Annotated in this window: 13 protein-coding genes; 10 read left to right on the forward strand and 3 right to left on the reverse strand. The window is 60.5% G+C overall.

Features of this window, described 5'->3' with window-relative positions; genetic code table 11:
• Position 1: 1 nt before the first annotated feature.
• The 6 genes from atuC to ppnP all read left to right on the forward strand — a co-directional run bounded on the left by atuC (position 2) and on the right by ppnP (position 6,683).
• Positions 2-1,618 (forward strand): geranyl-CoA carboxylase subunit beta, encoded by a 1,617-nt coding sequence (gene atuC / locus V3W27_RS09555; protein ID WP_330206468.1) that lies wholly within the window; start codon positions 2-4, stop codon positions 1,616-1,618.
• 30 nt (positions 1,619-1,648) lie between these two features.
• A complete protein-coding gene (gene atuD / locus V3W27_RS09560; protein WP_096794981.1) occupies positions 1,649-2,806 on the forward strand; it encodes a citronellyl-CoA dehydrogenase in 1,158 nt (385 codons plus the stop codon).
• A complete protein-coding gene (locus tag V3W27_RS09565) occupies positions 2,803-3,600 on the forward strand; it encodes an enoyl-CoA hydratase/isomerase family protein (RefSeq protein WP_330206469.1) in 798 nt (265 codons plus the stop codon). The genes atuD and V3W27_RS09565 overlap by 4 nt, the downstream gene beginning before the upstream one ends.
• A gap of 109 nt (positions 3,601-3,709) precedes the next feature.
• A complete protein-coding gene (locus tag V3W27_RS09570; RefSeq protein ID WP_330206470.1) occupies positions 3,710-5,671 on the forward strand; it encodes an acetyl/propionyl/methylcrotonyl-CoA carboxylase subunit alpha in 1,962 nt (653 codons plus the stop codon).
• 70 nt (positions 5,672-5,741) lie between these two features.
• Positions 5,742-6,284: an exonuclease domain-containing protein gene (locus V3W27_RS09575; protein ID WP_027613412.1), complete on the forward strand. Its 543-nt coding sequence runs from the start codon at positions 5,742-5,744 to the stop codon at positions 6,282-6,284.
• Between the two features lie 114 nt (positions 6,285-6,398).
• The gene (ppnP, locus tag V3W27_RS09580; protein ID WP_003226701.1) at positions 6,399-6,683 is read left to right on the forward strand and encodes a pyrimidine/purine nucleoside phosphorylase; all 285 of its coding nucleotides are present in this window, start codon (positions 6,399-6,401) and stop codon (positions 6,681-6,683) included.
• A 71-nt stretch (positions 6,684-6,754) separates the two neighbouring features.
• Here ppnP and V3W27_RS09585 read toward each other — a convergent pair whose 3' ends face one another.
• Complete coding sequence (locus V3W27_RS09585; RefSeq protein ID WP_330206471.1) at positions 6,755-7,561, reverse strand: MOSC domain-containing protein; 807 nt, start codon at positions 7,559-7,561, stop codon at positions 6,755-6,757.
• 190 nt (positions 7,562-7,751) lie between these two features.
• Positions 7,752-8,687 carry a chemotaxis protein CheV gene (locus V3W27_RS09590; RefSeq protein WP_003226705.1) on the reverse strand — a complete coding sequence of 312 codons (936 nt, stop codon included), beginning with the start codon at positions 8,685-8,687 and terminating at the stop codon, positions 7,752-7,754.
• Between V3W27_RS09590 and V3W27_RS09595 the strand changes: the two genes are divergently transcribed.
• The 4 genes from V3W27_RS09595 to V3W27_RS09610 all read left to right on the forward strand — a co-directional run bounded on the left by V3W27_RS09595 (position 8,677) and on the right by V3W27_RS09610 (position 11,654).
• Positions 8,677-8,898: a hypothetical protein gene (locus tag V3W27_RS09595; RefSeq protein WP_330206472.1), complete on the forward strand. Its 222-nt coding sequence runs from the start codon at positions 8,677-8,679 to the stop codon at positions 8,896-8,898. The genes V3W27_RS09590 and V3W27_RS09595 overlap by 11 nt on opposite strands.
• Positions 8,899-9,142: 244 nt before the next feature.
• Positions 9,143-9,613, forward strand: a complete 471-nt coding sequence (locus V3W27_RS09600; protein ID WP_330206473.1) for a hypothetical protein — start codon at positions 9,143-9,145, stop codon at positions 9,611-9,613.
• A gap of 491 nt (positions 9,614-10,104) precedes the next feature.
• Positions 10,105-10,998 carry a sensor histidine kinase gene (locus V3W27_RS09605; protein ID WP_027613415.1) on the forward strand — a complete coding sequence of 298 codons (894 nt, stop codon included), beginning with the start codon at positions 10,105-10,107 and terminating at the stop codon, positions 10,996-10,998.
• Complete coding sequence (locus V3W27_RS09610; protein ID WP_007969079.1) at positions 10,995-11,654, forward strand: response regulator; 660 nt, start codon at positions 10,995-10,997, stop codon at positions 11,652-11,654. Before V3W27_RS09605 ends, V3W27_RS09610 begins: the two co-directional genes overlap by 4 nt.
• On the opposite strand, the gene yegS is transcribed toward V3W27_RS09610, so the two are convergent.
• Positions 11,638-12,555 carry a lipid kinase YegS gene (yegS, locus tag V3W27_RS09615; RefSeq protein WP_096794975.1) on the reverse strand — a complete coding sequence of 306 codons (918 nt, stop codon included), beginning with the start codon at positions 12,553-12,555 and terminating at the stop codon, positions 11,638-11,640. The genes V3W27_RS09610 and yegS overlap by 17 nt on opposite strands.
• Positions 12,556-12,755 lie beyond the last annotated feature (200 nt).

Here is a 12,755-nt window from a genome sequence, read left to right on the forward strand (position 1 = left end):
CATGCCGCAGATCCAGTCCCAACTCGATCCGCACAGTGAAGCTTTCGCGCGCAACTGCGCGGCGATGCTCACGGCCGTCGAGCAAGTCCAGCAACTGGAACAGAACCTGCTGAACAAGGCTGCCGAAGCCAAGGGCAAATTCGACAAGCGCGGGCAACTGCTGCCCCGCGAACGCCTGAACCTGCTGCTCGACCCCGGTGCGCCGTTCCTCGAACTGGCGAGTCTGGCCGGCTACAAGCTGCACGACGACAAGGACGGCAGCGCTGCCGGTGGCGGCCTGATCGCCGGCATCGGTTACGTGTCCGGCATACGCGCAATGGTGGTGGCCAACAACAGCGCGATCAAGGGCGGCACGATCTCCCCCACCGGCCTGAAAAAATCCCTGCGGCTGCAACAGATCGCCCTGGAAAACAAACTGCCGGTGATCACTCTGGCAGAGAGCGGCGGCGCCAACCTCAATTATGCGGCGGAGATATTCGTCGAAGGCGCACGCAGTTTTGCCAATCAGGCGCGGATGTCGGCCATGGGTTTGCCGCAAATTACCGTGGTGCACGGCTCGGCGACGGCCGGTGGCGCCTATCAACCGGGGCTGTCGGATTACGTGGTGGTGGTGCGCGGCAAGGCCAAGCTATTTCTTGCCGGGCCGCCACTGCTCAAAGCCGCGACGGGCGAGGTCGCCACCGATGAAGAGCTGGGCGGCGCCGAGATGCACGCGCAGGTCGCCGGCACCGCCGAGTACCTGGCCGAGAACGATGCCGACGGCGTGCGCCTGGTCCGCGAGATCTTGCGCATGCTGCCGTGGAACGAGCAACTGCCGTGGCTGCCGGAGCCGCAATACAAGGCGCCGCTGTACCCGATCGACGAGCTGCTCGGGCTGATTCCCGACGACCCGAAGAAGCCCTACGACGTGCGCGAAATCGTTGCGCGGATTGCCGATGAATCGGAGTTTCTCGAATTCAAGGGCGAGTTCGATCAGCAAACCATTTGCGGCCAATTGAAAATCCACGGTCGCGCCTGCGGCTTGATCGGCAACAACGGCCCGATAACGCCGGCCGGGGCGAGCAAGGCCGCGCAGTTCATTCAGCTGTGCGACCAGAGCCAGACGCCGCTGCTGTTTTTCCACAACACCACCGGTTTCATGGTCGGCACCGAGTCCGAGCAGCAAGGCGTGATCAAACACGGCTCGAAACTGATTCAAGCGGTGGCCAATGCGCGAGTGCCTAAACTGACGATTGTCGTCGGTGGCTCCTACGGTGCCGGCAACTATGCGATGTGCGGACGCGGTCTCGATCCACGTTTCATCTTCGCCTGGCCCAACAGCCGCACCGCGGTGATGGGCGGCGCGCAGGCCGGCAAGGTGTTGCGCATCGTCACCGAGGCCAAACAGCTCAAGGAAGGCCTGGTGCCGGATCCGAAAATGCTCGACATGCTCGAACAGGTCACCGCGCAGAAACTCGACAGCCAGTCCACCGCGCTCTACGGCAGCGCCAACCTGTGGGACGACGGCCTGATCGACCCGCGCGATACGCGCACCCTGCTCGGTTACCTGCTGGATATCTGCCACGAAGCCGACATCCGCACGTTGCAACCCAACAGCTTCGGCGTCAGCCGCTTCTGACTGCCACCGATCCCAAGGAGAACAATAAAAATGATCTTCACCCTGGAACACGAAGCCCTGCGCCGCACCGTCCGCCAATTCGTCGAGCACGAGATCAACCCGCACGTCGATGAATGGGAAAAGGCCGGACGCTTTCCAATCCACGAGATTTTCCGCAAGGCCGGCGACCTCGGCCTGCTGGGGATTTCCAAGCCGGAAAAATTCGGCGGCATGGGCCTCGACTACAGCTATTCGATTGTCGCCGCCGAAGAGTTCGGCACCATTCATTGCGGCGGTATTCCGATGTCGATCGGCGTGCAGACCGACATGTGCACCCCGGCGCTGGCCCGCTTTGGCTCCGATGAATTGCGCGACGAATTCCTCCGCCCCGCGATCACCGGTGAGCAGGTCGGTTGCATCGGCGTCTCGGAAGTCGGTGCCGGCTCCGACGTCGCCGGACTCAAGACCAGCGCGCGCAAGGACGGTGACGACTACGTGATCAACGGCAGCAAGATGTGGATCACCAACTCGCCGAGCGCCGATTTCATCTGCCTGCTGGCCAACACCTCGGACGACAAGCCGCACATCAACAAGTCGCTGATCATGGTGCCGATGAACACCCCGGGCATCAGCCTCAGCTCGCACCTGGACAAGCTCGGCATGCGCAGCTCGGAAACCGCCCAGGTGTTTTTCGATAACGTGCGTGTGCCGCAGCGCAACCGCATCGGCCACGAAGGCGCCGGGTTCATGATGCAGATGCTGCAGTTCCAGGAAGAACGCCTGTTCGGCGCGGCGAACATGATCAAGGGTCTGGAATATTGCGTCGACAGTACCATCGAGTACTGCAAGGAGCGCAAGACCTTCGGCAACGCGCTGATCGACAATCAGGTGATCCACTTCCGCCTCGCCGAACTGCAGACCGAAATCGAATGCCTGCGAGCGCTGGTCTATCAGGCCACCGAGCAATATGTGAAAGGTCAGGACGTCACGCGTCTGGCGTCGATGGCCAAGCTCAAGGCCGGGCGTCTCGGCCGTGAAGTCAGCGACAGCTGCCTGCAATATTGGGGCGGCATGGGCTTCATGTGGGACAACCCGGTGGCCCGCGCCTATCGCGACGTGCGGCTGGTATCGATCGGCGGCGGCGCCGATGAAATCATGCTGGGGATCATCTGCAAACTGATGGGCATCCTGCCGGGGAAAAAGAAATGAGCCCCCTGCCCGACTGTCAGACTCTGCTGCTGGAACTGCACGGCGGCGTGCTGCACATCACCCTCAATCGCCCGGACAGCCGCAATGCGATGAGCCTGCAAATGGTCGCCGAACTGCGCGCGGTATTGGCGGCGGTGCGCGATGACCGCGGGGTTCGCGCTCTGGTCCTCAGCGGTGCCGGTGGGCATTTCTGTGCGGGGGGCGACATCAAGGACATGGCCAATGCCCGTGCCCAAGGGGCCGACGCTTACCGCGTGTTGAACCGCGCCTTTGGAGCTCTGCTGCAAGAAGCTCAGGATGCACCACAAGTGCTGATCACCGTTTTACAGGGCGCAGTGCTCGGTGGTGGTTTCGGGCTGGCATGTGTCAGCGATATCGCGATGGCCGACCATCAGGCGCAATTCGGTCTGCCGGAAACCAGCCTCGGTTTGCTGCCAGCGCAGATCGCTCCGTTCGTGGTGCAGCGCATCGGCCTGACCGAGACCCGCCGAGTGGCACTGACCGCTGCGCGTTTCGATGGCCATCAGGCGCGGAGGTTGGGGCTGGTGCATTTCGTCGAGCAGGATCCGCAGGCACTGGCAGAACGCCTCGACGAAGTGCTCGACCATGTTTTGTGCTGCGCGCCCGAAGCGAATGCGGCGACCAAAAAATTGCTGCTCGCCAGTGCCGGGCAGCCCTCGAATGAACTGCTGGATGAGGCAGCGCAATGGTTTAGCGAAGCGGTGACCGGGGCCGAAGGGATCGAGGGCACCATGGCTTTCGTGCAAAAGCGCAAACCGCGATGGGCCCCTTAAAAGCTTCGCGAGCAAGCCCGCTCCCACAGACGGAACGCATTCCAAATGTGGGAGCGGGCTTGCTCGCGAAGAGGCCAGCACCGACACCGCAAATTCCGAGGGAACAGCCATGCCCGTCATCCACAAAATCCTGATCGCCAACCGCGGTGAAATCGCCTGCCGCATCCAGCGCACCGCCCAGGCCCTCGGCTATCGCACCGTCGCCGTATTCAGCGATGCCGACGCTGATGCCCTGCACGTGCAGATGGCCGATCAAGCGGTGAACATCGGCGCCGCACCGGTGCAGCAGTCCTACCTGAACATCCCGGCGATCCTCGACGCCGCCCGCCGCAGCGGTGCCGACACGATCCATCCCGGCTACGGCTTCCTCTCGGAAAATGCCGGGTTCGCCCGCGCCTGCGCTGAGGCCGGCTTGACCTTTATCGGCCCCAGCGCCGACGCCATCGAACTGATGGGCAGCAAGCGCCTGTCGAAAATCGCCATGCTCGACGCCGGCGTACCCTGCATCGCCGGTTATCAAGGCGCCGCGCAGGACGACGCCACTCTGTTGCGTGAAGCCGAGCGAATCGGCTACCCGCTGATGATCAAGGCCAGTGCTGGCGGCGGTGGACGCGGCATGCGCCTGGTGCACAGCAGCGACGAGTTGCCGGCGCAACTGCGCACCGCCCGCTCGGAGGCGCTGAACGGTTTCGGCAGTGATGAACTGATCCTCGAACAGGCGCTGATCGAACCACGGCACGTCGAGGTGCAACTGTTCGGCGATCATCACGGCAACCTGATCTACCTCGGCGAGCGCGATTGCTCGGTACAGCGCCGCCATCAGAAAGTCGTCGAGGAAGCGCCCTGCCCGGTGATGACCCGCGAGTTGCGCCAGGCCATGGGCGAAGCGGCATTGAAGGCTGGCCGCGCGGTGAATTACCTCGGTGCCGGCACCGTCGAGTTTCTGCTCGATGCCCGTGGGCAGTTCTACTTTCTGGAAATGAACACCCGTCTGCAGGTCGAGCATCCGGTGACCGAGTTGATCACCGGGCAGGATCTGGTCGCCTGGCAACTGGCCGTCGCCGAGGGGCAGCCGCTGCCGTTGACTCAGGATCAGGTCGCGCTGAACGGTCACGCCATGGAAGTGCGTCTGTATGCCGAAGATCCGACGCAGAATTTCCTGCCGCAGACCGGTCGTGTACAGGCCTGGGAACCGGCGTTGGGTCCGGGGGCGCGGATTGATCATGGCGTGCTCGAAGGTCAGTCGATCAGCCCGTTTTATGATCCGATGCTCGGCAAACTGATCGCCCACGGCGCCACTCGCGAAGAGGCACGGCGCAAGCTGCTACGCGCGGTGCAGGACAGCGTGCTGCTCGGCGTTCAGAGCAACCAGCGTTTGCTGGTCAGCCTGCTGCAACATTCGCAGTTCATCAGCGGTGAATTCAGCACCGCGTTCATCGCGCAGCATTTCACTGACCACCCATGCCTCCACACTTACGCCCCCACCGCCGAGGAGCTGGCCATCGCCGCCGTGCTGTTTTATCAGGCTGGCGCGCAGGCGCATCGTGCGCCGCTCAAGGGCTGGCGCAACAATGTCGGCGCGCCGCTCGATTACCGCCTCGGGCTGGAACAGCAGGACTGGACCGTGCAACTGCTTGCGCACGGCGCTGGCCGCTTCACCGTGAACGTGATGCAGCGCGCACTGTCGCTGACCGTCATTAAGTGCAACGAACGCTCGGTGACGCTGGAAGTCGACGGCCTGCGCCAGCGTCACGCCTACCGGATCGATGACGAAGAACTCTGGCTGTTCACCCACCCCGGCAACCTGCGCCTGGAGGATCGAACTCATGCGCTGATCAGCAGTCAGAGCAGCGTCAGCTCCGGCACACTGAAAGCGCCGATGGACGGTGCCATCGTCGACGTGCTGGTCAGCGAAGGCAGCCCCGTCAGCAAGGGTCAGTTGCTGGTGGTGCTGGAGGCAATGAAAATGGAGCATCCGCTCAAGGCCGGCATCGACGGCGTGCTCAAGCGGGTGCAGGTCAAGGTCGGCGATCAGGTAAAAAATCGTCAGGTTCTGTTGCAGGTCGAGTGAGTCGCCAGGCGCAAACGCAAGGTTTGACTACGCTCTGATCTATCAGGACGCGTAAATCAGGAAACCTGCGATGCCCCATTGGCTGGTCATTGATCTGGAAGCCACCACAGATGAAGGTGGCTGGCCGGTTACGGAAATGGAAATCATCGAAATCGGCGCGACGCTGGTCGACCGTGCCGGTCGCGAGCAGGATCACTTTCAGCGGTTCGTCAAACCGACCCGGCGGCCGTTGCTGACGCCGTTCTGCCGTGAGCTCACGCACATCACCCAGGCCAACATCGACGCCGCGCAGCCGTTGAACGAGGTCTGGCCGGCCTTCGAACGCTGGCTCGGGCAACACCAGACGCGCCTCGAAGGCTGGGCCAGTTGGGGCGATTACGACCGCAAGCAGTTGCTCCAGGAATGGCAGCGCCTGCAACTCGACAGCCTGTTGAGCCGGGTGCCGCACATGAACCTCAAGCAGCGCTTCGCCAAGGCCCGGCGCCTGGAACGACCGCTGGGCTTGAACGGTGCGCTGCAACTGGCCGGAATGCAGTTCAGCGGTCAACAGCACCGAGCCCTGGAAGATGCGCGCAATACCGCGCGGTTGCTGCCGTTGGTCTTGCCACTCTGAAGTCAGGGCGAGAACTCGCCGGACACGCCCCGGGCAGGTGACGGCGCCGGGAGCCTTGTGCATACTGGCCAGCCTTTTTTAACCCTTTTTTGCCCTTTTCGAGAGGAATCGCCCATGTTCAAAGTCAACGAGTACTTCGACGGCACCGTCAAGTCGATCGCTTTTGGCACCGCTGAAGGTCCGGCGACCATCGGTGTCATGGCCCCGGGCGAATACGAATTCGGCACCGCTCAGCGCGAGATCATGCACGTGGTCTCTGGTGCGCTGACCGTCAAACTGCCGGACAGCAGCGACTGGGAAACCTTCGCCGCCGGCAGCCAGTTCAACGTTCCGGCCAACAGCAAGTTCCAGCTGAAAGTCGCCGTTGATACCGCTTACCTGTGCGAATACCGCGGCTAAGCCCACGGTTTTTCCCGGTGCAAAAAAATGCCCGTGTCCATGGACACGGGCATTTTTATTTCTGGCCTCGGTTACTCGAGGATTTCCACCGGCATTCCGACTTCCAGTTGACCATTGCTGTCGTTGACCAAATTTTGCCCGAACATCGCACCATCGGCCTGCGCACGGTATTTCTGCAGGGTTGCCAGCGGTTCGCGATCAGCACTGCGTTCGCCGGTTTGCGGATCGATGGTGGTCAGAATGCAGCGCGAGCAAGGCTTCACCACGCGGAACTCGACGTCACCGATACGAATGCGCTTCCAGCCGTCCTCGGCGAACGCCGCGCTGCCTTCGATCACCAGATTCGGCCGAAAGCGCAGCATCTCCAGCGGCCGTCCGACCTTTTGCACCAGATCCTCAAGTGACGCTTCGCCAATCAGCAACAGCGGGAAACCGTCGGCGAACGCGACCTGATCGTCCTCGCGGCCATAACCGGCCTGCGTCATGCGCGCGCGATCAAGCGGCACCTGCACCAGACGGGTCGGTTTGCCGATGAACTCGCTGACCCAGCGGGCCGCTGAATCACCGGCATCCGGCACGCGCAGGGTGTCACGCCAGATGGTCACACCGCGCAAGTCGGAGTCGGCCTCGGGCAATGGCACGTCCAGCGCGGCAAGCCCGGGGGCACTCAGGGTCAGACCGCCCTGCGCATTCCACAGCGCCGACAACTGGCTCATTTTCGCCTCGGCCCGCTGGGTCAGAAAGCGGCCGCTGGCCTCGTCCACGAGCATCCAGCGTCGGTCCCCTGCAAGGCCCAGTTTGTCCAGGCCAATCGATTGCAGAATCTCGGGTTTGCCGGATTTCAACGGGTAACGATAAAGCGCGCTCAGACGCAGCATGGCCAGCTCCCTGGTGGGCAAAAAAAGCCACCCTATACGAGCTTTATCGGCGAATCAAAAGAGTTTGTGCAGTGCAAACCTTGTGGGAGCGAGCCCGCTCGCGAAAGCGGAAATTCATTCAACACATGTGTTGACATGGAATCCGCCTTCGCGAGCAGGCTCGCTCCCACAGGAGGCTGAAGCGTCAGGATCAGGCCGGCACTTCATCGAGCATCAGACGCTGACGCACTACATCGACCAGTTTGTCCGGCTGGAATTTGGAGAGGAAGTTGTCGCAACCGACCTTCTTCACCATCGAGTCGTTGAAACTGCCGGACAGTGAAGTGTGCAACACCACGTACAGGCCGCGCAGACGTGGATCGTTGCGGATCTCGGTGGTCAGACGATAGCCATCCATTTCCGGCATCTCCGCGTCGGTGAACACCATCAACAGCTTGTCGGTCATGTTCACGCCGGTATCGGCCCAGGCCTTGAGCATGTTCAGCGCCTTCAGACCGTCGCTGGCGATGTGCATTTTCACCCCGAGCTGGCCGAGGGTGTCACGCAATTGCGAAAGCGCCACGTTGGAGTCGTCCACCAGAAGCACTTCGCGGCCACGGGCACGCTCCAGCACCGGATCATCGAGCTTGTCACGCGAGACCTTGGCGTTGTACGGGACGATTTCGGCGAGGACTTTCTCGACGTCGATGATTTCCACCAGTTGATCGTCAACCTTGCTGATCGCGGTCAGGTAGTGCTGGCGGCCAGCACTGGTCGGCGGCGGCAGAATGGCTTCCCAGTTCATGTTGACGATGCGATCCACGCCACCGACGAGGAAAGCCTGCACCGAACGGTTGTACTCGGTAACGATGATGGTGCTGTTCGGGCCCGGCACCAGCGGGCGCATGCCGATCGCCTGAGACAGATCGATCACCGGCAGCGTCTGCCCACGCAGGTTGACCACGCCGCAGACAAACGGGTGACGCTGTGGCATCAAGGTCAGCTTTGGCAGTTGCAGAACTTCCTGAACCTTGAACACGTTGATCGCGAACAATTGGCGTCCGGCCAGTCGAAACATGAGAATTTCCAGGCGATTCTCACCCACCAGTTGCGTGCGTTGGTCTACCGTGTCGAGAATGCCGGCCATCAATGACTCCTGGGCTTGTTCTGATGAATTCACTACTAAGTGGGGTTATCGGCTGTTTATGGCGATTCTTGATCCCACAAAATTCACCATCAAAATGCCACACACGGGCATTGATGTCACATTAACATCATGGTTTACTGACCCGGTGTTTTCATCTGCTGCATTCTCTTCTGGCGCGACCACAGTTTGCGCCACAGGTTCCCGCGCGTAAGGGAATCCCCTAGGAACAATCAGGCCCAACCTGATGTTCGCAATATCCAATAGCCATTAATGTGACGCCATTCTCATTGCATGAACGGAGTCAGGCTATTGTGTGCGATCGCAGGTCAGTGGAACCCCACCCTCTGGAAAACCTCAGCCAGTGCAATTGCACGGTGGGGCGCGATCTCCCGACGATCCACGAACGTCGACACACACGGCATTCCCTCATCAGACATGACGCTGTGGAGATAAGCATGCCAATCGACCGTAAAGACTGGGCGCAACGCTTTCCCGAATTCCTCGTCGAAGCTGAAACACTCCTGGCCAAGTCCGAAGAGTGCCTGAGCCACCTGCAATTGATCAGCAACGACAAAGATGCCATCGACTGCATGCGCAACACCCTGCTCAAGCTGGCGAGTCGGGCTGAAGCGTTGGCACTGGAGGCGATCTCCGAGTTTTCCCTGCATATTCACAGCCTGCTCGACCACGCGCCGGATCATATCGATCTGCACGCACAGGCGCTGAATGCGCTGCAGGACTGTTTCACCCTGATGGCCTGGCAGATTGAACTGGTCGATCACAATACCGGCCAATTGAGCCTGGATGGCAGCGAACAAACCTCACTGATCGAAGCGTTCGCGTTTCAGGTCGGTCAAAGCCAGTTCAAGCCGCCGCTCCGGCCCCAGCCGGTTTCGCTGTTGTCTTTTTCCGAGCGTCAGGCGTGATCCGCCGCATTCAAAGCGTAAATCCAGGCTGAAGATGGGAATCGCTGAATGTCGCAATTGAATAGTTCATACCTGCCAGCGACAATTCGAATTAAATAATCACACCTGACACCAGCGGATATTCTGCCGCGGCCTCAGGGTTTGCCTGTGTCTGTGTAACGATCAACTTCGAACCGCACGGATCTCTACCAAGCACAATAAAACGACATTTTCCATAATGGAACTCACGTCCAACATGGCGTATTTCCTGACTCATTGGACATATATGGCAAACGCGACCAACGGTATCTTAAGTGGTATTATGCCGACCGTTAGTTGCTTTCAACTAATGGCACAGTGATTCAGCGACTGTCATCCAACGAACTTGATGGTCGAATATCGTTCACTGTACTTCGTTAAAATCAATAACATAATTGACAGCATTTTCAGACAGAGATCCGCCAGCCACCGGCCGGTCTGCCCGTAGCGAACATCCATTGGCTCCATCCGTTATGTACGCCAGCCTCAAGTCAATCATCAAATGGCCACCGTCCCGGGAAAATGCACGCCGGTTCACTCTCATATTGAGTGTCATCGCCGCCGCTGGCAGCCTGCTGACCTACGGATTGTCTGCTCCGCTCTCACTGGGTCTGCTGCTGTTGAATATTGCCGCCACTGCTTGTGTCTGGGTGCAATATCGACTGTCGCGCAAATCGATCAAGTTTCAGCCTCAGGAACTCGCCGACCGTTTGCTGGAAGTCCAGGAAAACGAACGCCACCGTCTCAGCCGTGAACTGCACGACGATATCGGCCAGTTACTGACAGCGGCCAAGCTGCAAAGTGAATGGCTGAAAAAACGCCTGCCAGCCGACTTGCAAGCGCAATGCTCGACACTCTGCGACACCCTTGATGAAACCCTCAACAAGGTGCGCGACGTTTCCGCCATTCTCAATCCCCGCCAACTGACCAGCCTCGGGCTGGAGGCCAGTCTGCGCGCGCACCTGCTCAAGACCCTGGCGAACACCTCGGTGCACTGGAGCCTCGATTGCCAGCAACGGCTCAATGGCATTCCGGAAGAAATGGCGGTCGCTGCCTTTCGCATTGCCCAGGAAGCGGTCACCAACATTCTGCGTCACGCGCAGGCCAGCAATCTGCTGATCCGCGTGCAACGCTTGCCAAAAGGCCTGACGCTGTTGATCAGCGACGACGGCCAAGGCTTTGCGCCTGCCGCGGACCCGGGCCGGGAAGGACAGCGCGGAATGGCCGGGATGGCCGAAAGGATCGAACAGTTGGGCGGCACGCTGAACGTCATCAGCGAGCCGGGCAAAGGCACTCAAATCGAAGCACTATTCCCCTGGGCGCCCCGTGCACTCGAGCGGGCCAGTACGAATAAGGTTATGCGTTGACTTGTAACTTACTTCTGGTGGATGACCACTCGCTGATCAGGGCCGGCGTGCGCGCTCTGGTGCTCGATATTCCCGGTTACGCGGTCGTTGGCGAAGCCAGCGACGGCTCGCAGTTGCTCGAAATGGTCGAGCAACTGGCGCCCGACATCGTGTTGCTGGATATCTCGATGAAGGAAACCGGTGGCCTGGAAGCCTTGCAACGGCTCAAGCGGGTGCGCCCGCAAAGCAAGGTGCTGATTCTCTCGATGCACACCGATCCGGCGCTGATCATGCAGGCGCTGGAGTCCGGCGCGCACGGTTACCTGCTCAAGGACACCACGGCCACCGAGCTTGAACACGCCCTCGAAGCCTTGCGTAACAACGAGCGCTACCTGAGCCCGGCCATCGCCCACACCGTGATCAACCAGGCGCTGACCCGTACGCAGAAAAACCAGCCGGAAGTGGCCGACTCGCACAATCTGACGGCACGCCAGCTGGAAATCCTGCGGTTGATCGTACGCGGCAAATCCACTCGGGAGATCGCCAACGGCCTAGGGCTGAGCATCAAGACCGTCGAAACCCACCGCTCGCAGATCATGAAACGCCTGCAGATCTACGACGTGGCGGGTCTGGTGTTGTTCGCGGTGCGTGAACAGATCATCAGTCTGGACGACTGATCGAACCCGCGCCGCCCAACAGCGGCGAATGCTCCGGCAAATGCACCTGCAAGGCGGCGGGGCGCGCCTCGAAACGCAGGCTGTCGCCCTCCAGCGGCTCGCCGTCAAGGTTGATGCTCAGCCCCTCGGCGACCTTGATTTCGACCCAGGGCAAACGGGCCCGGACAAACATATTGTCGAGGCCGAAGCCGTCGCTGAGCAGGTTCTTCAGCGTGCCCACCAACTCCTGTGGTGCCGGCAGAATACTGATGTCCAATAGACCATCGTCCGCCAGTGCCTGCGGGCACAAGACGTGTCCGCCGCCTGCCTGACGACCGTTGCCGATGCCCAATGCGAGCAGCTCGCCGCTCCAGTGAAAGTCCGGCCCTTGCAGTTCACCGTAAGCCGCGTGCAGCTCACTGAAGCGCGACAAACCGGTGAACAGATAAGCGGCCCCGCCGAGCACTTTTTTCAGATCTTCAGAGGTATTGGCCGTGACCTGGCTGCCGAAACCACCCGTCGCCATGTTCAGGAAAATCTGCCCACCGACTTCGCCCAGGTCAATCTTGCGCGGTGGCACGTCCAGCATTTCCAGTGCTTCGGCCGGCTCCAGCGGGATCCCCGCCGCGCGGGAAAAATCGTTAGCCGTTCCTAGCGGCAACAGCACCAGACTGGCCTCGTCCGGATGCGCGGCAAGCGCTTCAGCGATATCGCGCAACGTGCCATCTCCGCCTCCGGCGATGATCTTCCGATAGCCACTCGCCAGTGCTTCTTCCACCAGACGCTGAGCGTCACCAGCCTCCCAGGTCAGCCGTACGGCCAATTCCCAGCCCTGCTTGCGTTTGCCTTCGACGGCGGCGCGAACCGCCTCATTGAGTGCCTGCTTGCCATGCAGAATCAACAGCGCCCTGCGTTCACTCATTACGGTCACTCCCCAAGATTGAATCGGTATGAAACATCTTGACCACTGGTGCAGGCAAAAAAGCCATGGGAACACCATTTAATTCAAGCGACTGACCTGTTGCGTCCTACGCGACGGTATTTTTTCTTACAACATGTGAGGAATCGGCTCAATTGACCGGACACGATCCTTGATTCACCTTGTGCAGGTGGTATCAATTT

This window comes from Pseudomonas sp. AM14(2022) (genome assembly GCF_036346455.1).
GTDB classification, from domain to species: domain Bacteria; phylum Pseudomonadota; class Gammaproteobacteria; order Pseudomonadales; family Pseudomonadaceae; genus Aquipseudomonas; species Aquipseudomonas putida_A.